Source organism: Asticcacaulis machinosus (genome assembly GCF_028550435.1).
Taxonomy (GTDB): domain Bacteria; phylum Pseudomonadota; class Alphaproteobacteria; order Caulobacterales; family Caulobacteraceae; genus Asticcacaulis; species Asticcacaulis machinosus.
In genome coordinates this window covers 311,407-336,453 of sequence record NZ_JAQQKV010000002.1, presented here as the reverse complement: position 1 = coordinate 336,453, position 25,047 = coordinate 311,407, and the positions used below count along the sequence as shown (strand labels likewise).

At 56.4% G+C, this 25,047-nt stretch carries 22 protein-coding genes; 18 read left to right on the top strand and 4 right to left on the bottom strand.

Translation table 11 applies throughout. The features are described 5' to 3' along the window. Positions 1-52 precede the first annotated feature (52 nt). Complete coding sequence (locus tag PQU98_RS09970) at positions 53-2,257, top strand: GumC family protein (protein WP_272744794.1); 2,205 nt, start codon at positions 53-55, stop codon at positions 2,255-2,257. Between the two features lie 80 nt (positions 2,258-2,337). Here the strand turns inward: PQU98_RS09970 and PQU98_RS09965 are convergent, their stop codons facing one another. Together PQU98_RS09965 and PQU98_RS09960 are read right to left on the bottom strand one after the other, a co-directional pair. Then, on the bottom strand, positions 2,338-4,497 hold the full coding sequence (locus PQU98_RS09965) for a GumC family protein (RefSeq protein WP_272744793.1): 2,160 nt from the start codon (positions 4,495-4,497) through the stop codon (positions 2,338-2,340). Between the two features lie 168 nt (positions 4,498-4,665). Beyond that, positions 4,666-5,703 (bottom strand): nucleotidyltransferase family protein, encoded by a 1,038-nt coding sequence (locus tag PQU98_RS09960; RefSeq protein ID WP_272744792.1) that lies wholly within the window; start codon positions 5,701-5,703, stop codon positions 4,666-4,668. A 164-nt stretch (positions 5,704-5,867) separates the two neighbouring features. On the opposite strand from PQU98_RS09960, the gene PQU98_RS09955 reads away from it, so the two are divergent. From PQU98_RS09955 to PQU98_RS09890, 14 genes are all read left to right on the top strand, one after another. Continuing rightward, positions 5,868-6,014, top strand: a complete 147-nt coding sequence (locus tag PQU98_RS09955; protein WP_272744791.1) for a lasso RiPP family leader peptide-containing protein — start codon at positions 5,868-5,870, stop codon at positions 6,012-6,014. A 108-nt stretch (positions 6,015-6,122) separates the two neighbouring features. Next, entirely contained in the window at positions 6,123-6,407 is a 285-nt protein-coding gene (locus PQU98_RS09950; RefSeq protein WP_272744790.1) for a PqqD family protein, read from the top strand. 40 nt (positions 6,408-6,447) lie between these two features. Beyond that, a complete protein-coding gene (locus PQU98_RS09945) occupies positions 6,448-6,867 on the top strand; it encodes a lasso peptide biosynthesis B2 protein (RefSeq protein WP_272744789.1) in 420 nt (139 codons plus the stop codon). Continuing rightward, complete coding sequence (locus tag PQU98_RS09940) at positions 6,864-8,735, top strand: asparagine synthase-related protein (protein WP_497006785.1); 1,872 nt, start codon at positions 6,864-6,866, stop codon at positions 8,733-8,735. Before PQU98_RS09945 ends, PQU98_RS09940 begins: the two co-directional genes overlap by 4 nt. A 90-nt stretch (positions 8,736-8,825) precedes the next feature. Further along, positions 8,826-9,731 (top strand): phosphoenolpyruvate carboxykinase (ATP), encoded by a 906-nt coding sequence (locus PQU98_RS09935; RefSeq protein ID WP_272744787.1) that lies wholly within the window; start codon positions 8,826-8,828, stop codon positions 9,729-9,731. Beyond that, positions 9,718-11,475, top strand: coding sequence for an ABC transporter ATP-binding protein (locus tag PQU98_RS09930; protein WP_272744786.1), 1,758 nt, complete (start codon positions 9,718-9,720; stop codon positions 11,473-11,475). Before PQU98_RS09935 ends, PQU98_RS09930 begins: the two co-directional genes overlap by 14 nt. Before the next feature lie 144 nt (positions 11,476-11,619). After that, a complete protein-coding gene (locus PQU98_RS09925; RefSeq protein ID WP_272745489.1) occupies positions 11,620-12,750 on the top strand; it encodes a glycosyltransferase in 1,131 nt (376 codons plus the stop codon). A 13-nt stretch (positions 12,751-12,763) separates the two neighbouring features. After that, positions 12,764-13,765, top strand: a complete 1,002-nt coding sequence (locus tag PQU98_RS09920) for a glycosyltransferase family 2 protein (protein ID WP_272744785.1) — start codon at positions 12,764-12,766, stop codon at positions 13,763-13,765. Between the two features lie 46 nt (positions 13,766-13,811). Next, positions 13,812-14,705 (top strand): glycosyltransferase family 2 protein, encoded by an 894-nt coding sequence (locus PQU98_RS09915; RefSeq protein ID WP_272744784.1) that lies wholly within the window; start codon positions 13,812-13,814, stop codon positions 14,703-14,705. Between the two features lie 153 nt (positions 14,706-14,858). Beyond that, on the top strand, positions 14,859-15,566 hold the full coding sequence (locus PQU98_RS09910) for an inositol monophosphatase family protein (RefSeq protein ID WP_272744783.1): 708 nt from the start codon (positions 14,859-14,861) through the stop codon (positions 15,564-15,566). Next, positions 15,490-17,028, top strand: a complete 1,539-nt coding sequence (locus tag PQU98_RS09905; protein ID WP_272744782.1) for an N-acetylneuraminate synthase family protein — start codon at positions 15,490-15,492, stop codon at positions 17,026-17,028. The genes PQU98_RS09910 and PQU98_RS09905 overlap by 77 nt, the downstream gene beginning before the upstream one ends. 32 nt (positions 17,029-17,060) lie before the next feature. Continuing rightward, positions 17,061-17,393 (top strand): cytidylyltransferase domain-containing protein, encoded by a 333-nt coding sequence (locus PQU98_RS09900; RefSeq protein ID WP_272744781.1) that lies wholly within the window; start codon positions 17,061-17,063, stop codon positions 17,391-17,393. Continuing rightward, positions 17,390-18,091, top strand: a complete 702-nt coding sequence (locus PQU98_RS09895) for an acylneuraminate cytidylyltransferase family protein (RefSeq protein WP_272744780.1) — start codon at positions 17,390-17,392, stop codon at positions 18,089-18,091. The genes PQU98_RS09900 and PQU98_RS09895 overlap by 4 nt, the downstream gene beginning before the upstream one ends. A 115-nt stretch (positions 18,092-18,206) precedes the next feature. Continuing rightward, entirely contained in the window at positions 18,207-19,223 is a 1,017-nt protein-coding gene (locus PQU98_RS09890; RefSeq protein ID WP_272744779.1) for a polysialyltransferase family glycosyltransferase, read from the top strand. Here the strand turns inward: PQU98_RS09890 and PQU98_RS09885 are convergent. Continuing rightward, on the bottom strand, positions 19,218-20,708 hold the full coding sequence (locus PQU98_RS09885; protein WP_272744778.1) for a lipopolysaccharide biosynthesis protein: 1,491 nt from the start codon (positions 20,706-20,708) through the stop codon (positions 19,218-19,220). The two genes, PQU98_RS09890 and PQU98_RS09885, sit on opposite strands and share 6 nt — an antisense overlap. A 331-nt stretch (positions 20,709-21,039) precedes the next feature. Between PQU98_RS09885 and PQU98_RS09880 the strand changes: the two genes are divergently transcribed. The 3 genes from PQU98_RS09880 to PQU98_RS09870 are packed head-to-tail and all read left to right on the top strand — an operon-like array spanning position 21,040 to position 24,106. Beyond that, positions 21,040-22,014, top strand: a complete 975-nt coding sequence (locus PQU98_RS09880; RefSeq protein WP_272744777.1) for a glycosyltransferase — start codon at positions 21,040-21,042, stop codon at positions 22,012-22,014. Next, positions 22,011-23,039, top strand: coding sequence for a glycosyltransferase family 2 protein (locus PQU98_RS09875; protein WP_272744776.1), 1,029 nt, complete (start codon positions 22,011-22,013; stop codon positions 23,037-23,039). Before PQU98_RS09880 ends, PQU98_RS09875 begins: the two co-directional genes overlap by 4 nt. After that, positions 23,036-24,106: a glycosyltransferase gene (locus tag PQU98_RS09870; protein ID WP_272744775.1), complete on the top strand. Its 1,071-nt coding sequence runs from the start codon at positions 23,036-23,038 to the stop codon at positions 24,104-24,106. The genes PQU98_RS09875 and PQU98_RS09870 overlap by 4 nt, the downstream gene beginning before the upstream one ends. Here the strand turns inward: PQU98_RS09870 and PQU98_RS09865 are convergent. Further along, entirely contained in the window at positions 24,079-25,044 is a 966-nt protein-coding gene (locus tag PQU98_RS09865; protein ID WP_272744774.1) for a glycosyltransferase family 2 protein, read from the bottom strand. The genes PQU98_RS09870 and PQU98_RS09865 overlap by 28 nt on opposite strands. Between the last annotated feature and the right edge of the window lie 3 nt (positions 25,045-25,047).

The window sequence follows — 25,047 nt, the reverse complement described above, 5'->3', positions numbered from 1 at the left end:
AAACGTGGCCCACGAGTTCCATAAATGAACAAGTGCCGGAAAGATCTGTCAGATGAAAACGCGTGATACGAATTATGGAAAAAGTAGTTCCGACGATGAAGCGGGTCTCGACCTTCGCGGTCTGATCGCTGACTTTCGGCGCTATTCTCTTTTATTCGGGGTAGTGTTTTGCGCGGCGTTCGTGCTGATACTGTTCCCCTTGCTGTCCCAGACGCCTAAGTATGTCGCCTCATCGGCGGTCATGCTGGATCCGCGTCAGGTTAATATTACCAATGCCAGCGAGCAGGTGTTGTCGGATTTGCCGCAGGATGCGGCGACTATCGATACCGAAGTGGCACTTCTGAAGTCCGCGTCTCTGGCTGAAATGGCCATCGAGCAACTGGAACTGGATAAGGATCCTGAGTTCAATCCGTTCCTCAATCCCCGTAAGAAATATTTTGGTCTGGTGACCGAGCCTCAGCGCCCCGAAGCGGCTCTGTCGCCGCTTGAGAAAAAGGCCCGCCAGCAGGTCATCACCAATATCGTCCTCGGCGGCCTGACGGTGCGTCGTGAAGGGACAACCCGCGTCATTAATATCAGCTACTCCAGCGTATCGCCGGAAAAAGCCGCCCGTATTGCCGATGAATGGGCCAATCTCTATCTGGCACAGCAGATGGAAGCCCGATTTGCCGCCACCCGCAGTGCATCTGGCTGGCTCGACTCGCGCCTCGATGAACTGCGCGGTCAGGTGGAAGCTGCCGAGCGTGCGGTTCAGCAATATAAGATCGCCAATAATCTGATGAGCTCGACCGGCTCCACCCTGACCGAGCAGGAAATCTCCAGCCTCAACCAGCAACTGGCTGTGGTGCGGGTAGACGAAGCCGAAAGCGAAGCCCGTCTGGCCACGGCCCGCCGTCAGCTTGCCGCCGGTTCGACCGGTGAAGATGTCGGTGAAGCCCTGAATTCCGGTGTGGTCGCCAATCTGCGCTCGCAAAGCGCCGAGGTCAGCCGCCGCGTGGCTGAGCTGGAAGCCCGTTACGGCCCGCTGCACCCTGAAATCATCAAGGCCAAGCGTGAAAAGGCCGATATCGATCAGCAGATTCGCAACGAAATCGCCCGTATCATCTCTAACCTCGAAGCCCAGGTTCAGGTTCAGCGCCAGCGCACCTCGTCTCTGGCCGGCAGCGTAGGCTCTGCCCGCGGTGTTCTGGCCGGTAACAACCGCGCTCAGGTACGCCTGAACGAGCTTGAGCGCGATGCCCAGGCTGTCCGCAGCCTCTACGAATCCTATCTGGAGCGTTTCAAGGAAACCTCGTCGCAGGAAGGTATGGCCAAGTCCGACGCCCGTATCGTGGCTAAGGCTAAGCTGCCGATGGGCCCATCGTCGCCCAAGGTCTCCTTAAGCGTCGCTTTGGCGCTGGTAGGGGCCTTTGGGGCCGGTGCCGCCGCTGTGCTGGGCCGTCGCGCCTTCGACAGCGTACTTACCACCTCAACGGACGTTGAGCGCCATCTGCGCCAGCCTTATCTGGCCGGTCTGCCGGATCTGGCCTCGACGGTCGAAAAGGGCCATAAGCGTACCGATCCGGTCACCTATGTGACGGAGAAGCCGCTGTCGGTCTTTGCCGAAGGCTTCCGCAGCCTGAGAGCGTCCCTGCTTTATACCCGTGACGGCGAACAGGCCCGTGTCATCGCCCTGACCTCCTGCCTGCCCGGCGAAGGTAAGACCACGGCGTCGATGTGTCTGGCCCAGATTGTCGCTATGGCGGGGCAGACGGTGGTTGTGGTAGATTGCGACCTGCGCCGTAAGTCGATCAATGCCTATGTTCAGGATCAGCCTGAAGCCGGTCTTCTGGAAGTGCTTGACGGTACGGCCAAGGTTGATCAGGCCCTGACCGATGGCCCTGGCGGTAAGATCAAGATCCTGCCGGTCAAGCCGGAAAGCTACACCACCCGTGACGTATTCGGTGATCCGTCTATGGACGACCTGATCACTGAACTCAAAGAGCGCTTTGATGTGGTCATTATGGATACCGCGCCGGTTCTGCCGGTGGTTGATACCCGCATTCTGGTGCGTAAGGTCGATGCGGTGGTCATGCTGGTACACTGGCGCAAGACGCCGCGTGACGCGGCTCAGAAAGCTCTTGATCTGTTGATCAGTGCCGATGCGCCGATGGCCGGTGTGGCCCTCAGCCAGATCGACGTCAACCAGCAGGCCAAATATGCCTACGGTGACTCCGGCTTCTACTATAAGGCCTATAAGGGCTACTACACCGAATAGGTGGCGTAACTTAAGCTGATACAAAAAAAGCCTGCCCCGTTCGCGGTGGCAGGCTTTTTTAATGTGTTAAGCGGGCTAAGTTAGGCCCGGTAATCAGACATCGTGATTTTTGAAAACAGCCGTTCATCCATCTGGGTCAGGGCAATGCCGATAATGCTGCCCTGCTTGAGTTTATCAAGCGCTGCACGCACCGCCTTGAGCGGCGTTTTTGACCAGCGTACCAACATGACCGTCTGATCCGCCTTGGCCGCCAGAATCTGCGTTTCGTCAATCGCCAGCACCGGCGGGGTATCCAGAATAACAATATCGTATTTGTGACGCAGATAGGTCAGCAACCGGTCCATGATCGCCGCCTCAAACACGCCGGTGACATCACGGTTTTTGCGCGGCGCCAGCAGATAATCGATCCCGGTGTCATCCGTCAGGACAACGTCCTCAAGGCTTAAGTCACCACTTAAAACCTCCAGCAGTCCGTTTTCGGCCCGCCGGTTAAGCGCGCGGCTGAGACCGGGGCGGCGCAGGTCACACTCGACGACAATGACCGATTGGCCGGACATGGCCATGATCTTGGCCAGACACACCGAAGTCGTCGATTTTCCCTCTGACGGCAGGGGGGAGGTGATGGCAATAACGCCGCCGTGGTCAGGGGCCATATGCAGTATAGCGGCTCTGAGCGCTCTTAAGCCTTCGGCAAACGCGGAGCTTGGGTTTTGTAAAACATAATCGGGCAGGGCAAGCGGCTGAGCCTTATCCTTAGCTGCCGCCGGCACGCTGACCAGTGTGGCCAGATGGGGCTGGCCGAGTTTATAGCCAATATCACCGGGGACGATGATGCCGGTTTCAAACATGCGCCGCAGCAGAACCGCACCTGCGCCGCCTATACTGGCGGCGGCCAGGGCCAGACCAAAACCGAGGCCCAGATCCGGTGAAGACGGCGTCGCAGGCGCCTTGGCTTCCGACAGAATCCGCGCCTTGACATTCTGGGCCGGATTGGCCGTAAGCGCTTGTTTGTACAAAGAAAGGTAGTGCTCAAATACGCCTTGTGCCGCCTCGGCATCGGCTTCAAGCTGGCCGAGATCAACGCTGGCGGCATTGGCATTGGCCAAATCGCCCATGCTGGAATTGAGATTGGCCTGAGTGCCGCCAAGGCGGCGCTGTTCTATATCGACCTGAGCCTGAAGATTGGCGACAATCCTGTGGCCTTCGCTGCGGATCTGGCGATCAATATCTTCCACTTGACCTTGAGCCGCGATCACGTTGGGATGGCGCGGGCCGTAGATGGACTGAAGATCGGCGACCTGGCGGGTGAGCTGAGCACGTCTGACGCGCAATGTGTTCAAAACGGGAGAATTGACGGGGCTGGAGTCATCGGCGGTGAGTCCAAGTCCTTTGATCTGGGTGCGGGCGGTGCTCAGGCGGGCTTGTTTTTCGGCCAGGGTGAGTTTTGTATCCGTGATCTGGCGGTTTAAGGCGGAGATTTCGCCCTCGGTCAGGGTGGCGCTGCCGGTGGTCATCAGATTGTTGGCGATTTTATAACTGGCAACGGCCTGTTCGCGCGCCAGAACTTCGCCCCGCAATTCTTCGAGCCTTTTGGCCATGCCGCTGCCCGCGTCGCGCAGTTCCGCCTGAGTTATATCGATTTTCTGCGCGATATATTGCTGCCCCCACGCATTGGCGACATCGGCGGCCAGAGCCGGGTTCGGGGCTGAATAGGAAATATAGACGACATGCGTGCTGCCATGACGGACAATCTTAAGGCCCGAGTACAGGCTGCCGGCGATGTTGCGGCGAAGGCGGGCCTGCTGGGCCTGCGGGGATAAGGTCTCGACCGGCGCTTGTGATTTTGCGCTCTCCTTGGCGGATTGCGGCGCGGGCTTAACCTTCGGGAGCTGATCGAGCTTCAGGGCTGACACAACCCGTTCCGCCAGTGAGAGCTGATGCAATAAGACAAGCTCGGTATTAATCTGAATGGATTCCGCCGAATAATCCTCACCGATGGGTATCAGGGCCTGATTTTCCTGACTGACCACGTTACGGGCATCAAGGGCGACCATCGAGGTTGCGGTATAAAGCTTGGGGCGCGTGGCGAAATAGCCGAACACCAGACCGAATATCATGATGAAAACCGGCACAAATATCCAGATATAGCGTCGGTAATCAAAGCCGATGGAGCGCAGATCAAGCCGAATCTGCAATATGTCCTCACGCTCCGCGGCCATGTCAAAGGTTTCAGGCTTCATTTAAAAATTCTTTTCAACCGAATATTGAGGGCGCGCCTGAATATGGCCGGCGCGCGCAGGCGTGGCAGATCATTCTCAGGTCGGATTTATGACCAGAGTGTTAACACAGCGTCTCAGCGGTTAACAGAATGATAAATAAATTGCGGAGGGCCCGAACCTTGATCCGAATCAGAACCAGGGTGTGATGCGCGCTGTCTCTGAGGCCAGCCAGCGCAAGGTTTCGCGCGGGAAATCACTTATAGGGTGATCCGATAAATAGCTCAGCATGACCCGACGGCGCGGCATGTGATCTGTCGCGGTTTCAGGCGATAATAATAACGCACTCATCTGATCTTCGTCGAATGGAAACGTCAGGGGTGCTGTCGAGAAAAGATCGGCAACGCCAAAGACTAATGCCGACAGGCGCGACGAAAAGCGAACGGTGTTATTCAACCCCTGCGACTGCGCTTCGTCGCGCACGGCCTTGATTTCATGCGGTGTCATGCGCCGCAGTGCCGTCAGAAGATCCATAGCATAACTTCCGCCAGGTTGGCGGTTATATATAGCTTTCACAAGATTCATCGCCGAGATAAGCACGATATACTTAATATTCGGCGTGGGTATATTAAGAGAGCCCAAATTAACCTTAACGGAATCACTCATAAATCTGTCGATGTGGCGCGGTGCGGGCGATCCGGGTTGCTGAAGGCGGTGGTGAAGATCTACCGAATGGGGGGCTGAACCCTCACGAAACAGGTGTTGCTCGCCCAGAAAGATTCGCCACCACAAACGGTGACATTCTGCCGGAACTGAAAAACCAGCGGCAACAAGCACTTCGCGGGCGCGGGAGAAGTCTTTTCTGGCCACCAGCAGGTCAGCATCGACACTTTTTTTCGAAAAAAAGTCGCCGTAGAGAATTTTTTGTTGCAGCGGGCCCTTATAAAATACGTGGTTAATGCCCGCAGATTCTAGTGTCAGGTGAGTTTTGTGAATCAGATGCAGGATGCGGGAATTGGTTAATGCGACGCTGCGGTTTTCATTTACGAAGTCTTTATATTGCGCTGCGTCATGATCTGAGGGCGTCATTGTGCGCTCAAGCAGTACGTTCAGCTTGTTTTTTTTAGCGCAAGCTATTGTATTTTCAAATGTTTTTCTGTCGGCCAAGGGGGCGGCGGCGACGTGTCCATCCTCAAGCATTTTGGCCAGATTCAGACACAGAAGGCTCATGCGCTTATCCCCAATGAAAAGATTTTATAAAAACGGCGGCAAAGTAGTAATTACCACTATACATCATTTATGTTGAGAAATCCTTAGGCTTGACTTTAAGCCCTGAATATGAGAGTTTTTTTTCGTTATCCAAAGGGGTTCGCCCCATTACGGAGATTTTTGAAATGACGCAAGTTAAAGCTGCTTACGAAGCCCCGACCGTAGCTAAGGTTGGCGACTTTGAAACCACCACCCAGAACACGGGTACCGGTGGTACGCTCGACGCGACGTTCCCGATCGGTACGCCGTTTGCGGATCTGACCTTCTCCTAAGGCCAGGCCTGTGAGTAAAGAGTTCTAAAATGCCCGGCGGGTTATATGTCGCCGGGCATTTTTACATATATAATCATAGTTTCAAATTTTTTAATCCGGAGTGGTTGCGTGGCGCTGGTGAATTCCTCAATCATTACGGCGTCGGGCGATGTGGTCGGCACGGAACTGGCCGGTGGGCTGGCTCTGCTGGATTTACGCACCGGCAGCTATTTTAATCTGAATCAGACCGGTGCCTATGTCTGGTCGCAGATCGAAGGATCTGCCAAAACGCTGGGTGATATTTTAACCGCGATGACCGGGGCCTATGATGCCAGCCCTGAGGTTCTGGAACGGGATTTGCAGACTTTGCTGACGCAATTGTCAGAACAGGGCCTGATTGCTGTCAGCGCTTAAACGCGCTTACCGGCCGGCCCAAGCTAGGATACACAAAGCCATGCAGACGGCTTGGAAAAATATCCTGTCGGGAACCAAATACTTCGCGCTGAACCTCTATTTCCGCGCCTATATCCTTGCCTTTGGGTACAAGCGAATCAAGCAACACATCCGTGAAATCGACGGCCCGCCCGCCCCGCCGTGGGAAGCCCGCCGTGTCGGCTGGTTTGTGTTTAAAACCGCCAAACCTATTCCGGGAGCGACCTGCCTGTCGCGGGCGATGACGGCGCAATATATTCTGAAACGGCATGGCTTTGGCTCATCCTTATGTGTCGGTGTGGCCCAGAGCGATAAAGAGGGCGATAAGGGACTTTTGGCCCATGCCTGGGTCATGAGCGGCGATCAGGTCGTGGTCGGCAATGAATCGGGTGAGCTTGAGCGCTATAAGCTGCTGACCCGGATGGGTGCACAGATCCCTTGAGCGCGATTGCCGGTATATTTCTGAAATCTGAAGCCTCAGCGCATGACATGGCGTTAACCCTGTTGCGGGCCATGCCCTATCGTGCGCCGGACGGGATCGCGGTTTGGGCGGATGGCGGGCGGGCTTTGGGTGCAGGTCTGATGCGCACCTTGGCCGAAGATCCGCCACAGGCAACCATTTTTGAAGACGGTACGGTGCGCGCCGTGGTCGATGCGCGGCTGGATAACCGTCCCGAACTTCTGTCCGATCTTGGCATCACGGACGCCAGCCTGTCCGAAGGGGCGCTGATTCTGGCGGCGTGGCAGCGCTGGGGTGAGGGCTGTGTGCATCACTTCATCGGTGATTTTGCTGTCATTATATATGATGCCGACACGCAGCGCATTTTTGCCGCCCGCGACCATATGGGCGTAAAGCCTCTGTTTTATCGTGCCGACAGCGCCGGTCTGGCGCTGGCCAGTGAGCCCAAGGTGCTGGCCGCACCGGGCGCACCCTTTGCCGATCTGTCGAAAGCTGGACTGATTGAGGCTGACGTTGCCGATTTCATGACCGGCCAACTGCCGCGCGACCATCGGGTGGTTTATGACGGCCTGTGGCGGGTGCCGCCGGGCCATAGTTTGAGCGCCGGGTCTGATCTGGCGCCGACCTTGACGTCCTATTGGCAGGCGGCGCCGGATGAAACCATAACCGACAAAAATCCGGCGGCTTTACGGGCCCTGCTGACCGAGGCGGTGCGTTGCCGTCTGCGTTCAAATCAACCGGTGGCGGCCCTGCTCAGTGGCGGGCTGGATTCGACCTCGATCGCCTGTCTGGCCAGTCAGTTGCAGCCCAATGACCCTGTCGACAGTTTTTCTGTGGTGTTCGATAAAACGCCGGAGTTGAGTGAGCGCGACTATATAGATGCCGGTATCGCCCACGCCCATTTCCGCCCGCGTCATGTGGCGATGGATGGTTATGCGCCGTTTGGTGATTTCGAGGCGCTGCTGGCGCTTGAAGGGCGGTTGTTTGGCGCGCCGGGCCTGCGTATGACCAGCGCTCTGTTCCAGCGGGTCGGGGATGAAGGCTTTCGTGTGGTTTTCGAGGGCCACGGCGGCGATGAGGTGTTGTCGCACGGCTATGGCCGGTTCCACGAACTGGCACAGCAAGGCCGCTGGCGAGAGTTGTGGATCCAGACCCGTGCCTTCTCAGGTCTGTACGGGCAGGGGCGGTTGGGGCTGTTTATTCTTCTGTTCATTCGCTATGGGCGTTTCAAGGGTGCGCACTATCTGCGTCGCGTGGCAGGCTGGGTTCAAAAACGCTGGCCCAAGGCGGATCGAGACGTATTGCTGACGCCTGAATTTCGTGCGCGCGCGGCAGCGGATCGTCGCACCCTGCATCAGGACGAAGCGTCGCAGCATACGGCGTTTTTGCAATCGCCGGGGCTGGCTTCAAGCCTTGAAGTGATTGAAGCGGCCGCAGCCGGAGCCGGACTTGAAGCGCGGTTTCCGTTCTTCGATAAGCGGGTGGTTGAGTTTTGTCTGTCGCTACCGTCAGAGGCCAAGCTTGATCAGGGCCATGTCCGCCTGATCCTGCGTCAGGCGATGGAGGGCGTTTTACCGCCCAAGGTTCAGTGGCGGCGCAGCAAGTTTGATTTCGCGCCCCATATCGCATCGGGCCTGTTGGCACATCACGAAGACCTGATGCGGGATGTGATTGAGCATAACCGTGATAATGTAGCGAGCTTCGTCGATCTTGAACGGGTGCGAAAATCACTCAAAAGGTTGCGGCAAAAGGGGGCGAAGGTTGCGGCCTACGATTTGCAAGCGGTATGGCGAACCGTCGCCTTATCGCTCTGGCTGCGGCACAGCCAAGGTAAAACCCATTCAAATTGATACACAATTTGGGGGTGCCGTGGTCTGAGCCCGGCAGGAGTGGCGTTTTTGTAAAATTTAATGCGTGCGCTCACTGGAAAGCTGTCTTTCATGACTAAGCCTCTTTATCGCCACACCGCCTATGGGCTGACGATCCATTCCGAGATCGAACTGCCGGAACTTTTGCCGTCAGATAATGACGCCGCCGATCTGGTGATCCGGTGCGAATCGATCGGGCGTGATCTGCCGGTGGGGGCGCCGGGAACCTTCTTTGAGTTCAGCCGCGATCTTCAGATTTTGGACTGGGCCGCGGTCGGTAAGTTCGAGATCAAAGGCACGTCTGAAATCGTAGTCGATGCGCGCGCTGATGTGCCGGAAAAGATCGTGCGCCTGCCGCTGCTGGGGCCGGTGATGGCCATGCTTTTACATGTGCGTGGCCTGATGGTGCTGCACGCCAGCGCGGTGCTGATTAACGGTAAGGGCGCGGGCTTTCTGGGCGACAAGCGCGCCGGAAAATCGACGACCGCCGGGGCTTTGGTCGGTAAGGGCTATCCGTTGCTGACCGACGATGTGCTGGCCTTTGATTTCAAGCCGGACGTGCGCATTCTGCCGGGCTTTCCGCAGATGAAGCTGACTGATGAATCGGCGGCGACGGTAGCGATTGAGAAGGCGCGGCCGCTGGAGATGATCGACGTGCCGGGCTTTGATAAACGTCAGCACAGCGTCAGTGAGCATTTTTCCAATGACTATGCCGTGCCGGGACGTCTATATGTGCTGGAACGGGGCCCGCAGGCGCAGGTGATTGACTTAAGTCCGGTCGAGGCCTTTCGTGCCCTGATGCGCTTTTCCTATCTGATCCGTTTCGGCAAAGACGCCTTGTCAGCCGGAAGTGCGCCCGGTTTTATGCAGCAATGTGCTTATCTGGCCGAATTAGGTGTGGCCCGGCGGTTGATTGTGCCGGATTCGCTGGAGCGCTTAGGCGAAGCTGTGGCTATGATAGAACATGACCTTGGCTGATTCTTCCATAACGACTGGCCTTAAGACCTGGCAGCGCTGCCGGGCTTTGGCGGCCTATGTGCTGTCGGTGTCACGCAAACGCTCAATCCTGTCGGTCGTCTTCCTGATTTTGGGCAGTTTCAGCGAAGGGGTATCGCTGCTGCTGCTGTTGCCGCTGTTGCAGTTCATCAGCGCGCAGGGCGGGGGCACGGTGCTCGACCTGCCGACTGGGCTCTTGGCGCCGGTGTTGGGGGCGTCGTTTCAGATTGAACTGTGGCTGATTCTGGTTGTGTTCGTCGCGGTGGTGACTATCGGAGCACTGTTTGCGCGCTTCAAGAATATCTATATGTCGGCGCTGCTGGTTGATACGGTCAACCGCCTGCGCATCGACCTGTTCGCCAGCATCTCACGGGCGCGCTGGTCAGCGGTGGCGCGCAAGCGCACGGCGGACCTCGATCACGTCCTGACCGGTGATATTGACCGGGTGCAGACGGCGACGGCAAGTCTGTTCCTGTTGATTCAAAACGGGGTGTTCCTGTGTGCCTACATGCTGCTGTCGCTGATGATCTCGTGGCAGATGACGGCGATTGCGGCGGTGGCCGGGGCTTTGGTGTTTGTGGCTCTGCGCCCGATCCGTAAGCAGGGCGCGATCTTTGGCGATAAGCTGACGACCGAGCGCCAGCGCCAGTACCGCACCATCAGCGATTTTCTGGCAGGCCTTAAGGTCACCAAAAGCTTCAATGCTGAACCGCGCTATATCGCTGAACTGAACGGGACACTGGAGCGGATGCGCGGCGACCTGATGCGTTATACCCGCATCAATTCGCTGGGGACGACCCTGTTTCAAATCTTGAGCGCGGTCATGGTGTGCCTGTTTATCTATGTCGCCTATGCCGTCTATGCCATGCCGTTTTCGCGCATCATCGTGCTGCTGGTCATCTTTATGCGCCTGTCGCCGCGCTTTACCGGCACGCAGGATCATCTGCAGAACGCCATTATCAACCTACCGGCCTTTGAGACCATGCAGCGTGTCAAGGCCGACTGTGACGCCGCCGTGGAAATCCCGCAGGCGGCGGCAACCCCGGCCCCGGCGGGTCTAAAACACAGCCTCGATTTTGAGACGGTCAGTTTTGCTTATGGTGATCATCTGGCGGTTGATGCCGTCAGTTTCAGCCTGCCCGCCAAACAGATCACAGCGATTGTCGGCCCGTCCGGCGGCGGCAAGAGCACTATGGCCGATCTGGTCATGGGCCTGTTGATGCCCGATAGCGGCCGCATCCTGATTGATGGCGTGGCCTTAGAGGCTGCCCACGGTCCGTCATGGCGCACCCACATTGCTTACGTGCCGCAGGAAACCTATCTGCTGTCGGCAACCGTGGCGGAGAACCTGAAAATCGCGGCACCCCATGCCACGGTGGATGACATGTGGCAGGCCTTGCGACAGGCGCAGGCGGCGGCCTTCATAGAGCGTCTGCCGCAGAGGCTGGATACACCGGTCGGTGACGGCGGGATCAAGCTGTCGGGCGGGGAGCGTCAGCGGGTCGCTTTGGCGCGGGCCCTGCTGCGTCAGCCGGCCCTGTTGATCCTTGATGAATCGACCAGCGCGCTCGATCGTGAGAATACTCAGGGCATATTGTCGACGATTGATGCTTTGCGCGGTCAGATGACGGTGCTTTTGATCACCCATAATCCGGTCGTGGTCGAATGCGCCGATAAGGTGATCACGGTTGAAGGTGGGCGGGTCTTAAGTCATGGTGTCGGGTAAGGCGTTGGCTACGGGGCGCAAATCCTGTCTGGGCAAGGATTACCGCGTCCTGTTCATAAATTGTTTGAGTTCATGGGCTAATCTTACTCAGCGTTTACGCGAATCGTATAGGTTTTTAATTTTCCGGAATCCATTAGTGTGACCATGCGGGTACTCTATCTTGTGCATGATCTGGAAGATGCGGCGGTGCGCCGTCGAACCCTTATGCTTGAGGCGGGCGGAGCGCAGGTCTATCTGGCGGGTTTTCGGCGGGGGCCAAAACCAGCGGCAGGTTCTGCGGATAAGGTCATCGATCTGGGTGAAACCCGCAACGGTGCCTTTGCCCATCGCGCCGCCAAAACGATTGCCAGTGCGCCGTCCCTGATCCGTGCTTTGGGCGGGGAGCGCCCGGACATTATCATTGCTCGCAATCTGGAAATGCTGTTTCTGGCCCGTCAGGTCGCCAGACGGTTTGCGCCTGCGCCAGTCATTGTGTACGAAAGCCTCGATATTCACCGTCTGCTGCTGCGCCGTGATTTTATCGGGGCCCTGCTGCGCGGGGCCGAGCGCAGCCTGATGTCGCGGGCATCGATGGTGGTCACCAGTTCCCCGGCTTTTGTTGAGAATTACTTTGAACCGATGCAGAACCTCAAACTGCCGGTTTTCCTGATGGAAAATAAGGTTCTGGATATCGAAGGGCGGATGAACGCGATGGCGGCGTCCAAACCTGCGGATGGTGTTATCACCATCGGCTGGTTCGGGGCCTTGCGGTGCGTCAAGTCGCTGGAGATTCTGTCGGCCTTTACGCGGGCGATGGATGGCCGGGTTAAGGTGGTTATGCGTGGTAAGCCCGCCTATAATGAGTTCGAGGATTTCGACGCGCAGATCGTGGCTGAGCCTCATATAGGCTTTGGCGGGCCGTATCGTGCCGAGGATTTGAGCGATATGTATGCGCAGGTCGATCTGACCTGGGCGATTGATTTTTTCGAAGAAGGCCAGAATTCCAAATGGCTGTTGCCCAACCGGCTCTATGAAGGCAGCCGACATGGCTCGGTGCCGATTGCTCTGAGCGGGACTGAGACCGGCAAGTTCGTCAGCCGTCATGGTATCGGCCTGACTCTGGATGAGGCCACACCGCAGGCGTTAAAGGCCCTGTTTGAGACGCTTACGCCGGATCGACTTGCGGATTTGCGGGCGGCATTGAACGCGTGTCCTGCGTCTCTGTTTACGGCTACCCGTGACGACTGTGTGGGGTTCGTTGATCGCCTGAAAGCCTTGCAGGTGGCGCATGCGTGAGGCGGGTCTGGCTGTGAATTTAACGTCCGCAGAGCCTGTGCGCCCGGAAAAGGTGCTGGTCGTGGTGCCGTGCCTTAATGAGGCCGCGCATATCGGCAAGGTTCTGGATTGGCTGGTGCGCACCGAAGGTGAGGCCGGATCGCTGATTGTGGTTGCCGATGGCGGATCGACCGATGGCACCCAGGATATTGTCAGGCGCTTCGTCGATGACGGCGCGCCGGTGCGGCTGCTGCATAACCCGAAGAAAATCCAGAGCGCCGGTATAAATCTGGCGGTCGCACGCTACGGTGACGACGCCGAATATCTGATCCGCATCGATGCCCACGGCAGCTATCCTGAAGATTTTTGCGAGCAACTGATGTTTGAGGCGCGCAAGGTCGGCTGTGCGTCGATCGTGGTGTCGATGAACACCATCGGCGCGGGCGCGTTCCAGAAGGCGGTCGCGATCGCGCAAAACTCCCCGCTCGGCAATGGCGGCTCAAAGCACCGCGTGGTCAATAAGGGCGAATTTGTCGATCACGGCCACCACGCGTTGATGCGTATCAAGGCGTTTCGCGAAGTGGGTGGTTATGATGAAAGCTTTGCGCACAATGAGGATGCTGAGCTTGATTTTCGCTTACGTAAGATCGGTTATTACATCTGGATGACGCCGAAAACCGTCATGGAATATCTGCCGCGCACCACCGCCAGAGGGCTGTTTAAGCAGTACCGCGGCTATGGCAGCGGTCGTATCCAGAATATCCTTAAACATAAGCAGACGCCGGGCCTGCGCCAGATTATTCCGGCTATGGTTCTGCCGTCGATCCTGATGGCGCCGCTGGCCGCGATCTGGTGGGTGTGCGCCCTGCCGCTGATCGGGTGGTTGTGCCTGTGGGGCGGGCTGGCCGTGATCGAGGGTGTGCGAACGCGTTCGGTCGAAGGGTTTATGTCCGGTTATGCCGCCATGACCATGCACATCGCCTGGTCGGTCGGGTTCTGGAAAAAGTGGTTTGAGCTGAAATTTAAAGCGGCTTAAGGGCTTAAGGCCCTGCTTATTTTATTCTGTTATTTTTAGGGCTCACATGGCCGATATCGATATCTGTATCTGTACGTTCCGGCGTGAGCATATTGCCACCACCCTGCGTTCGCTGGCATCGCTTGAGGTGCCGTCGGATCATGCCGTGCGGGTGATCGTTGCCGACAATGACGAGGTACCGTCAGCCAGAGACCGCGTCGAGGCGATGGGGCCGGAAGTGCCGTTTCCGCTGACCTATATTCATGCCCCAAAAGCTAATATTTCGGTGGCTCGCAATGCCTGCCTTGAGGCGGCCACGGGACGTTATACCCTGTTTATCGATGACGATGAACTGGTCACGCCCGGCTGGCTGAAAGAGATGGTGACGACCGCTGAAGCGGCCGGTGCGGATGCCGTTTTGGGGCCGGTGCGCGCGCTCTATCCGGAGGGGATCGCGGGCTGGATCAGGGACGGGGATTTCCACTCGACCTATCCGGTGATCGTGGGTGATGACATCCTGACCGGCTATACCTGCAATGCTCTGCTGGATCGCCGCTCGGATAAGGTTCAGGGCTTAAGCTTTGATCTGTCGCGCGGCAAAAGCGGTGGTGAGGACACTGATTTCTTCACGCAGATTTATCGGCGCGGCGGTAAAATCGCCTATGCGCGGCAGGCCTGGATCGAAGAGCCGGTGCCGCCGGCGCGGGCTAGTTTTAAGTGGTTGCGTGACCGGCGCTTTCGGTCGGGCCAGACTCACGGCCGCCTGATCCGTGAGGGCGGCCTGACCCGCCCGGTCGTGGTCGAGCAGGCGATGGCTGCTGCTAAGGCCGGTTTCAGCTTTGCTTCGGCAGCGATGACGGCATGGTCGCCGGTGAAGCGCAGGCGCAATATACTGCGCGGCGCGCTCCATCTGGGAACGATATCGGGCCTGTCGGGCTCCAAAGAAATAAGTCAATACTGAAAGCGGTCGGGGCGTGGTTAATTCAGGCTTTTCAATAGGATTTTTTGTTGGGTGCGCCGCAAAAAGAATTTTGCGATCATTCCGTTTGCCACTAAGGTCGCAGCCTATTGATTTTGAATTTTGCTATTACCGATTTTTCCAAGGCCGGCCTCAATGACCGACGCGATTAAAATCCTTGGCAGTGTGGCCGGGGTCGTACAGCAGCATCTGCCCCATGTTCTGGCCAACCGTCGTGAGGTCACCTGGAAGGATGACGGCAGTCCTGTGACGGTCGCCGATGTCTTTCTGGAAAACGCCATTAAGGATCACCTGACCGGCCTGATGGGTGATATCAACTTCGTCGGCGAAGAAAGCTATACCATAGGCGCGGCGGACGATCAGGACTGGACGGCGGTGCTTGATCCGATTGATGGCACCGAGAATTTCTGTTCCGGCCTGCCCGAATGGGGTGTATCCCTGTCGATATGGCATAAGCGCCAGCATGCTGCCTCTATGTTGATGGTGCCGGAAATGGGGCTGAAGCTCATGACCGGTGATAAGATTGACTATCAGACGTCACGGATTACCGGGTTTTCGTCGTCGATCAATGATAAGCTGGTCGAAATGATCCCCGTCGGCGGCGAAGCCCGCATTATGGGCTGTGCGGTCTATAACCTGTTTAATGTTGTGCGCGGATCGCTGGCAAGGTTTGTCAATCCGGCCGGCGCCAAAAGCTGGGATATGCTGGCAGGCGTACAGCTTGCGCGTGAGCACGGCTGTGAAGTCATTGTTGAAGGAGAGCCTTATGACGGACGCTATCTCGAACCTGATCGGAAACATCGCTTCGACATACGCCACCGACACGATCTTCATCCTCGGTAAGGGGCCGTCGATCGACCAGATCGACCCGCAGATTTTCGCGGGCTCTCTGGTCATTGCTATGAACGATGCCGAACGCATCGCGCCTGCCGACATCAGCGTGTTTCATGCGGCGTGGGCCGCCGACAGCGTTCAGGCCAATGGCCTGAAATCGCGCGCCTATCTGACCTCGACGCCGCTGAAGGCTGCGGATCGCTCGGTGGTGCAACTGCCGCATACGCCGCTGACGCAGGAATCTGCTGATCTGATGATGCAGCGTTTTCAGGCTGGTGATCTGGTCATCGAAGATATTCTGTTTATCACGGCGTTACAGGTGGCGCGTAAGGTCGCTGCCATTCGCGGACGTCCGCAGACGGTCTACATGGTCGGCCTTGATTTTAGCTATGATGGCAGTCAGGCCTATAGTGAGCGCATCGACAGCGACTATTCCCATGCCCGCGACGCTGACCGTAAGATGGTGTTCAACACGCAGGAATTCTATTTCCTGAATGCGCTCTATGTCCTCAAGGGCTCAGAGATCGAAGTCCGCCATGTCGGCACCAAATCGTTCAGTGCGCTTACGCCTACCGAGCTTAATGCGCAACTGGGCACGCCAGAACCGCTGGCGGCCACAGATAACATCCATAAGGTTGATGTCATTGCTGAGCTGACCACCAACCATTTTGGCGACCGCCTACGTCTTGAGCGTATGATCCGCTCCGCCAAGGCGGCGGGGGCGGACTATATCAAACTGCAAAAGCGCGATGTCGAAAGCTTCTATTCGGCTGAGCAGCTTAAAGCCCCCTACGTATCACCGTTCGGGTCGACCTTTGGCGACTATCGCCACCAACTGGAACTGAGCAAGGACGACTTCGCGTTCGTGGATACGCTGTGCAAGAGCTTGGGCATGGGCTGGTTTGCCTCGATCCTCGATAAGCCGTCGTTTGAGTTCATGCTCGATGTCAAACCGGCGATGGTCAAGCTGCCGTCGACCATTTCCGAGCATACGGATTACCTTGAATTCGTTTCGAAAAATTATACCGGTTCGGTGGTGCTATCGACCGGTATGACCGATGAAGCCTATGAGCGCTGGGTGCTGGATAATTTCACGGCGTGCGAAAAGCTTATTTTGATGCAGGCCAATTCGGCCTATCCGACGCCCGCCGAGGACACCAATATCGCCGTCGTGCGCCGTTACCATGAGCTGTCGGCGCAAAACCCGCGCATCGTACCTGCCTTTTCCAGCCATGATTTCGGCTGGCTGGGCTCAGCGCTGGCTGTGGCCGCCGGGGCGCGCATGGTCGAAAAGCACGTTAAGCTTGGCAATACCGAATGGGCGCACTTTGATGCCGTGGCGGTTGATTTGACCACACCTGCCTTTAAGGAATATGTCGATCAGATCCGCCTGACCGAGCGCATGGTCGGCAGCGGTGAAAAGCGCGTGAACAAGAGCGAACACCACAAATACCGCGTGGCCCAAGCTTAAAAGAGGTCCCAGGCTAAAAAGAGGCTTTAATAGTGTCGAAACCGAAATGTGTGGCCTTAGTGCCCGCCAAGGCCCATTCCGGGCGCCTGCCTGAGAAGAACCTGCGCCCGTTTGTCGGTGAAAAATCGCTGCTGGACGTCAAGCTGGAGCAGTGCAAAGCCTCAGGCGTGTTCGATGAAATTTATGTCTCCAGCGAAGCGGATAGGGTCGCCGAATACGCCACGCGTCACGCCGTGGATTTCCTGCTGCGCAATCCGAAGTGGTCGAGCGACGCCACCCCGTGGTCGGAAGCTCTGGTTGGGCTGCTGGATGAGATGCCGGTCGATGATGATTACAGCCTCAAAGTAGGGACTTATAGCCAATGAAAGTATCTGCATTTATTCCTTGCCGAGCAGGTAGTGAACGTGTGCCAAAGAAGAACATGCGCCCTTTTGGTGGCTATGAAGGAGGGCTTTTAGAAATAAAGCTGAAGCAGCTTGGAAAGTGCGATTTTTTAGATGAGATAATTATCTCTACTAATGATCCAGATGTGGTGTCTTATGCAGAGTTTTTTTCAAAAAGTGATAGAAGAATTGTAATAGACGACAGGCCAGATCATCTGGGTAAGTCATCGACTTCGATGACAGAATTTATTCAATATATTTCCAGTTTAAGGCCTGATGGAGCTATATTTTGGACTCATGTTACAACGCCATTTTGTAATGAATTAGAATATATAAAAGCTTATAATGCTTACCTAAAATCAATGGAGTCGGGCCACGACTCTTTCGTGTCGGTTACAAAGCTTCAAAAGTTCTTATGGAACAATAATGGCCCGATCAATTACGACAATAGTGTGGAGAAATGGCCTAGAAGCCAAGATCTGCAACCCGTCTATGAGATAAATCACGCAATATATGCCATGAAATTTGGAGATATGCGCGATATCGGCGACAGAATCGGAGGGAAACCATTTTTTTATGAAATGGAAGAAGTGTCTGCTCTCGATATAGATTGGGAAGAACAATTTCATCTTCTTGATCTTATAGCGAAAGCAAAGCCTGAATTGTTAGGCGGGATTTAATTTCGATTTTAGGTTCTTTGACTGTGTTTGAGGTGGCAATGTAAGGATTTGTCACCTACGTTTCCGATGGTGGCAACCGGCTGCATCGGATTTGCCGTGATAGCAAGGTAAGGCAATGGCCATCGGCACTTACGACAATATATTCCTCATCAATTCGCCGGTTCAGTATCTGATGGCCCGCGCAATTGTGCAGCAGTATCTGCCGGGTCGGCATCTGGCGATCCTCTATAAGGAGGGCGGAAATTATGAGGGCATATTCGAGCAGATGGATGCTCTGATGGGGCCATCGCCCTTTGACTATATGGATTTCGAAGCCGCTATGACGGCCGATTTCAAACCGGCCAAGCGCTTGTTTCTCAGTTTTCGGTTTAGTTCGTTTGTGGTCAGGGCCTATTACAAGATTAAGGCTGAAGCCGTGTGTGTGTTTGAAGACGGGCTGGCGCTTTATACCGACCATGCGTTTTATGATAAAAGCCTGAATGACCGGAATGTGCATTACAGGATAAGGGATGGACTGAAACGGCTTTTGCGCCATACCGGCATCAGACCCAATGCCTTGCCGCATTTTTTGCGGTTTGATGTTTTTGATGAAATCTACAGCGTATTTCCGTGGGTGCCGGATGCGCGGCGTGATGCAAAAATGTTACCCATAGAGGGCGGGTTTCGTGAAGTGCTTAAGGCCCGCCCATCAGGTGGTGCGGGCGAGTGCCTGTTTTTATCGCAGGCGCTGGTTGCCAGCCACATGATGGAAAAAGACGCCTATACGCGCCTGATTAATACGATTATCGATGCCTTGAGTCGGAAGTATGAGCGCATCTGGGTGAAACCTCACCCGCGCGATGAGGCCGATGTGCGCGCTTTCTTCGACAGCCATCCTAAATGCGAGGCTTTGCCCAAAGCCTATAGCCGGGTACCGGCTGAGATTTACATCAGTCAGAACCCGCAAACCGAAGTCTATGGTTTTACAACCTCGACGCAATCCTATGTCGCCAAGTTATTTGGCACGCCAACCTTTAGTCTGGCTCCATTCGCGATGGACTGGCCCGGCAGTTACCCGACCTTGCGCGATTTCTGGGAGCCGGGTTTGCCGTTGATGGAACGCTCAGGCATCAAGCTTTTGAGCGATCTATGATTTCCTGAAGCGCGACAGATAGGGCTGAACCATGTGCAGGTATGGCGCAATCACCGAGCGTCCGAACAGGAAGATGCTGCCAATATAAACTATGCCCCCCACGGCCACACCAATCGCGATGGTCGCCCATAGGTTCTGGCCGACCATATTGGCTATATAGGGTTTCAGAAGCCATACGCTGGCTGCCATCGCAAACGCTGCTGAGAGCGGGGCAACCGCAACCTTGGCCGCCTCAATCATTTTTATCCCTGTATGTTTTTTTAGCATGCCCTGTTGTAATGGCAGGGTGACGTAGTTTCTCAGCACATAGGCACCCGCGACAGCCAGAAGGCCGTAAGGCACAAACAGCATGGTAAATGCGATCGTCAGGACAAGCTGGGTTATCGCCACCTTCATGATCGACTGACCGCGATTGATGGCGGCCAGCACGCCCGGAGATATGTAGTTGAACACGAAGGGCACGATCATCAGCGCCAGAACGCTGGAGATTTCACCAGCCCCTTGCCACTGCGCTGAAAACAGGGCTTCGACAATTTCATTGGAGAGAGAGGCGTAACCTAAGATCAGCGGAAAGGCGATGATGGCGGCACCACTCAGGATGCGCAGGTACGCGGCTTTCAGCTTTTCCATATCGTGCTGAAGCTTTGAAAAGGTCAGCATGGCGACGCTGCCGATAGGTGCCAGAGCAATCTGGCCGATCAGTTCATACATCCGCCAGGCAATGCGATATCGGCCCAGTTCAGCCGTACCATAGGCGCGGGCGATGATCAGGTCACCGACCCGCCCCATCATCAGCCATAGTAACTGATTGATGGTCATGCTGACGCTGAATGTGGCGATGGATTTAAAGGCGCTCATTGAAAAACGCAGGCCCGGCACCCAGCGTGAGGCGCTCCACGCCATGCCGACCCCTAAAATTGCGCCCGTCCATGCCTGTACCACAAGGCTCCATACCCCAAGCCCATAAAAAGCGGCACCAATCCCGGCCAGCCCGGAAATAATGCTGGTGATGGCGGTCTGAACGGCAAACAGTTTATGCTTGTAATCGCGGGTCAGACGCGCCCCATGAATGCCGCCCAGGGCCGCGACCGGCAGGGTAAAGGCCAGAGCCCGCAGCACATCGACCACCTGCGGATTATTCACCATCTCGCCATACAGTGGCGCCAGACCCATGACCGCCAAAGCCACACTTAAGCTTAAACCCACATTGGCCCAAAATGCCGTGTCGGCCAGTTCTTCGGTCAGCTCAGCTTGGCGCACCACCGCATCGCCAAGGCCCGCGCTGGCTATGATCCGGCTGATGTCGACAAACAGGGCGGCCAGCGCGAACAGGCCAAAGTCCGCTGGCCCCAAAAGGCGCGCCAGCACCACAAAAATAACAAAGCTGGCCCCCGTCGACCACAACACCCGCGCCACCGACCATATGACCGAGGTGGCGGTGCGCTTTTTCAGATCTTTGTAACCTTCGTCTTCCAGAGAACTCATAGGGGGCGCGTCCGCAAGGTTAACGTACTCTGGAAAAGGACAGGCAGGCGCATAATTTAAGGCTCTGAAAATATAAAGAAAATATAAAAAGGCAGGCGGGCCGGATATTGCAGGTCTTTTTGACGATAAAGCCTATCTCGACTTCATGCAATTTGAATAATCGAATTTGTTTGCGTCGCACAATGCCTTGCCAAACCGTGCGAAAAATGATCATTTAGGCCCCGCTTCGACAGTGCTAAAGGTCACTTTCAACCCGCCTTATAATTTTAACTATTCATTATTCATTCTCTTGGCCTGACCTTTTTCTTAGGCTGTAGTGCGGACACTCTATATGTTCATCAGCGTTATCATGTGCACCCGCAATCGCGCCGAGCAATTACGCCGTGTACTCGAAACGGCGGCCGCCATGACGGTGCCCAATGGTCTTGAATGGGAAATGGTGCTGGTCGATAACGGCAGTTCCGATCATACGGCTGAGGTGGTGAGCCGCTTTTCTGACCGCATCCCGATCCGCTATGTCCTTGAGGCCAAGGCCGGTCTGTCCAATGCCCGAAACCGGGGAGTCGCTGAGGCTGCGGGTGAATATATCTGCTGGACCGATGATGATGTGCTGATCGATCCGAACTGGCTGTCGGCCTATGCGGATGCGTTTCAGCGCCATCCTGAGGCGACCGTGTTTGGCGGGGTGATCGAGCCGGTGACCGAGATTGAATTACCAAAATGGTGGCAGGACAACCGTGAGCTCCTGGCCTCGGTTCTGGCGGCGCGCGATTTTGGCCCTGATGAGGTTGAGTTGTCGGTTGAAGAAGACCGCCTGCCTTACGGCGCCAACTATGCCCTGCGCGCAGACGAACAGCGCCGCCATCTCTATGACCCCGGTTTAGGGGTCGGGCCGCAGCATAAGCGGCTGGGCGAAGAGGTCGCGGTCATTCGGGCCGTGATGGCCGAGGGCGGTGGCGGTGGCGGTGTCTGGGTGCCGGGGGCACGGGTACGCCACATCATTCCGGCGGCCCGTCTGACGCAGGACTATGTGGGCAGCTATTATCGCTCGGTCGGTGAGACCTGGGCCTATCTGTCGCAGGCGCCTGCCCATGCCCGTCATGAGAATTTTATGGGTAAGGTGGCGCCGGTCGGGCGCCGTCATTTCCAGAATGTGCCTTTGTGGATCTGGTCGATGGCCGCGCAGGAGTGGTGGCGTGACCGGCAGGAAAAGATGAAGGGGCACACCAGCCTTTATCATTGGTTGCAGTACAATTACTACGCGGGGGCCATTACCTATTTCCGTGCCCATAAGGAGGCGAAATGAAAACCGTCGCCGTCATTATCCCCTATTACCAGCGTGAGGCGGGGCTTTTGCGTCGGGCTCTGCAATCAATCGCCGATCAGAATATGCCGCAAGATGTTCACGTGCGCATTGTCATTGCCGATGATGAATCGCCGTTGCCGGTCGAGGCGGCGATTGAGGGCTTTGAGGTGCCGCAGGGGCATGAACTGGTTATTCTTCACCGCAAAAACGGCGGGCCGGGAGCAGCGCGCAATACCGGCCTCGATAGCCTTGACGCGGCTGAGGTCGACTATGTGATGTTTCTGGATTCGGATGATGTCTGGCATCCGGATCACCTGAAGGCCGCGATGACTGAACTGGACGCAGGGTCTGACTTCTATTTCGCCAATAGTCAGCACGATGACAAAGACACATTCTATTATTTCGACTATATGCAGCGTCACCATAAGAACGGCCCGGATTACGAGCCTGTGCGGCGCCAGATAACGCCGGCCGAAGCCGTTGATGCTATTGCCGATGAATGCTTGCCCCATGCCTCTCAGGTGGCGTTTAATTTTAAGCGCAACCCCAGGGTCAGGTTTGATGAAGGCTTTCGCCGGGCCTGTGAGGACCAGCTATTTTTCCTTGATCTCAGCGCGAAGTGTGAACGCATTACCTATTCAATGAAGGTGATGGGCAGTCGTGGTACCGGAGTTTCGGTTTATCGTGAGACTATGGCGTGGGGGTCTCTTGAGGGGCCGAACCGCATTATAGATGAACTGCTGTTTCGTAAGCGCCTATTGCAAGCCTATAAATTTGGTTTGGGTAAAAAAATCAAAATCTATATGTCGGCCCAGCCTAAGATAAATCACTGGCTGTTCCTGGTGCTGCGGCACATGAAATATAATCCTGATGTCAGCCGCAACGCCTGGCAGCGGTATTTTAAGCAACTGCCGCAGTTCCTGATCTGCATCCCCATCGCCTTTGTCAGCCTGCCGTTTCATTACCTGCAACTACGCAGCGAAGCCAAAGCCCATGTCGCGGAACCGGTCGGCACAGCGTCATGAATATCCTGTTTAGCTTCGGCAATGGTCACTTTCCTGAATTCAGCGGCGGGGTGCAGTCCAATACTGATTATCTGGTCAAGGCGATGCAGGCACGTGGTCACAAAGGTTCGGTGCTGTGCTCTCTGTTCGGATCTGGCACGTTTGGCCTCACGGCACGGTTGAAGATGAAATTAACCCGCCGGCCGTGGGCGACGGATACTGGTCTGGGTTACGATGTTCGGCGAGCATGGAAAGCCTGGGACGCGGTGCCGGCTCTGGTCAAGGATGATCGCCCCGATGTGGCGGTGGTGCAGTGTCACAATACCGTGCCGATAGCCGCTGAACTGCAAAAACAGGGCGTGCCGCTGGTGGTTTATTTCCACAATGTCGAATTTGATGAACTGGGCGGTGATCCGCGTCAGTTTGCGGGTGCGCAGTTTATTTCAAATTCGCAGTTCACCCGTAACCGCTACCGTGAGGTCTTTGGCATAGATTCCCACGTCATCTGCCCGTCGATCGATGTGGCGCAGTATGAGACGCAGACAACCGGGCGCTATGTGACCTTTATCAATCCGGTCGCCAAAAAAGGGCTGGGCCGGGCCATCGAAATTGCGACCCTCTGCCCGGAGATCGAGTTCCTGTTTGTCGAAAGCTGGACGCTTAATCCCGCGCAGGAAGCGGAGTTGAACGCTGCCATTGCGCCGCTTACCAACATCACCTTTATGCGTCGCACGCACGATATGCGCAGTGTCTATGGCCAGACCAGAATCCTTTTGGCCCCCAGCCAGTGGGAAGAAACCTGGGGGCGGGTGGCTTCAGAAGCCCATTGCAGCGGCATCCCCGCACTGGCAACCCATATCGGGGGCTTAAGCGAGGCCGTGGGCCCCGGTGGGGTTTTGATGCCGGTGGGAAGTGCCGCCAGCGACTGGGCCATTGAACTTAAGCGTCTATGGTCGGACAGCGATCATTACGCCGCTTTGTCGCAGGCGGCGCGCGCCTATGCGCTACGACCTGAAATCGATCCGGTCGCCCAGATTGATCAGTTCGAGGCGATTTTGGTTCAGGCTTCGGGCAAGGGAAATAAATAGCGTACATCGCCACTGGCGGACGGTGCGGGCGGCGGCGATAATTTATCGCGCAACACCCCCTTGACGACCGGCGCCCATGAGGCCGGATCCGCCAGCAAGGCTTTTAGGGTCGCCGCCGCACCTTTGTCCCGCTTGAGATCGAGGTAATGTCGGTGGCGATAGCGGTTGCGGGTCTGGATTTCGTGCTGGTGTATGGCGTGGCGCTCAGGTGCCGACAGGGGCAGGGCCAGCAGGTCGTGATCGGCATCGGCCAGACGGCGCAGGTCTTCGGTGCGGTGCTGGCCGCTTAACGAGTTGGGCCGCACAACCGCGCCGTAGCCCAAGGTTCGTGTGGTTTTAAAGCGCGCCCCGGCCGCCAGCATACGGGCATAGAGGTCGTAATCTTCGCCCAATCGTAAGCCCTCATTATAGGAAAGATTATGCGCCTTGAGGAAGGCCAGACGAATAACGGGTTTCAGGAAACCCAGTTCGCCCCGATGCCGGTCATCGCGCGTCAGGTTGCCTAGCACAAACGCTTCAAGGCTGAGCGGGCGGGCGTCGTCCACCCCTACGGCGTTGAGCGCACCCTCATAGCCGGTCGGCACAAAGGCGATATTGTCGGCGATCATGTCCCAGTCATTATGGGGCAGCAGCCGTGTAAAACGGCCGGGCAGCAGGAAATCGTCAGCATCGAGAATAGCCGCTAACTGTCCGCGGCAGACCTCCAGCGCCCGGTTGCGGGCGTGGGCCGGGCCATAGTTACGATCAAGCGATATCACCTCGACGCGCCCACTGCCGTCGCAGGCGGCGCGCGCCACCTCAGCCGTCGCATCGCGCGATCCGTCGTCTACGACTATAAGTTGAATGACTTCGGGCTGAACCAGCGCAGATTGGATGGCCTTGACGATAGTATCCGCCGAATCCTTGGCCGCAATGATCACGCTGACAGTCGTGGGCAAAAA

Bases quoted from the DNA above. Each gene is read 5' to 3' on its own strand.
- PQU98_RS09970 (WP_272744794.1), top strand. From the start codon at position 53: ATGAAAACGCGTGATACGAATTATGGAAAAAGTAGTTCCGACGATGAA.
- PQU98_RS09965 (WP_272744793.1), bottom strand. From the start codon at position 4,497: ATGAAGCCTGAAACCTTTGACATGGCCGCGGAGCGTGAGGACATATTG.
- PQU98_RS09960 (WP_272744792.1), bottom strand. From the start codon at position 5,703: ATGAGCCTTCTGTGTCTGAATCTGGCCAAAATGCTTGAGGATGGACAC.
- PQU98_RS09955 (WP_272744791.1), top strand. From the start codon at position 5,868: ATGACGCAAGTTAAAGCTGCTTACGAAGCCCCGACCGTAGCTAAGGTT.
- PQU98_RS09945 (WP_272744789.1), top strand. From the start codon at position 6,448: ATGCAGACGGCTTGGAAAAATATCCTGTCGGGAACCAAATACTTCGCG.
- PQU98_RS09935 (WP_272744787.1), top strand. From the start codon at position 8,826: ATGACTAAGCCTCTTTATCGCCACACCGCCTATGGGCTGACGATCCAT.
- PQU98_RS09930 (WP_272744786.1), top strand. From the start codon at position 9,718: ATGACCTTGGCTGATTCTTCCATAACGACTGGCCTTAAGACCTGGCAG.
- PQU98_RS09925 (WP_272745489.1), top strand. From the start codon at position 11,620: ATGCGGGTACTCTATCTTGTGCATGATCTGGAAGATGCGGCGGTGCGC.
- PQU98_RS09915 (WP_272744784.1), top strand. From the start codon at position 13,812: ATGGCCGATATCGATATCTGTATCTGTACGTTCCGGCGTGAGCATATT.
- PQU98_RS09910 (WP_272744783.1), top strand. From the start codon at position 14,859: ATGACCGACGCGATTAAAATCCTTGGCAGTGTGGCCGGGGTCGTACAG.
- PQU98_RS09905 (WP_272744782.1), top strand. From the start codon at position 15,490: ATGACGGACGCTATCTCGAACCTGATCGGAAACATCGCTTCGACATAC.
- PQU98_RS09895 (WP_272744780.1), top strand. From the start codon at position 17,390: ATGAAAGTATCTGCATTTATTCCTTGCCGAGCAGGTAGTGAACGTGTG.
- PQU98_RS09890 (WP_272744779.1), top strand. From the start codon at position 18,207: ATGGCCATCGGCACTTACGACAATATATTCCTCATCAATTCGCCGGTT.
- PQU98_RS09885 (WP_272744778.1), bottom strand. From the start codon at position 20,708: ATGAGTTCTCTGGAAGACGAAGGTTACAAAGATCTGAAAAAGCGCACC.
- PQU98_RS09880 (WP_272744777.1), top strand. From the start codon at position 21,040: ATGTTCATCAGCGTTATCATGTGCACCCGCAATCGCGCCGAGCAATTA.
- PQU98_RS09875 (WP_272744776.1), top strand. From the start codon at position 22,011: ATGAAAACCGTCGCCGTCATTATCCCCTATTACCAGCGTGAGGCGGGG.
- PQU98_RS09870 (WP_272744775.1), top strand. From the start codon at position 23,036: ATGAATATCCTGTTTAGCTTCGGCAATGGTCACTTTCCTGAATTCAGC.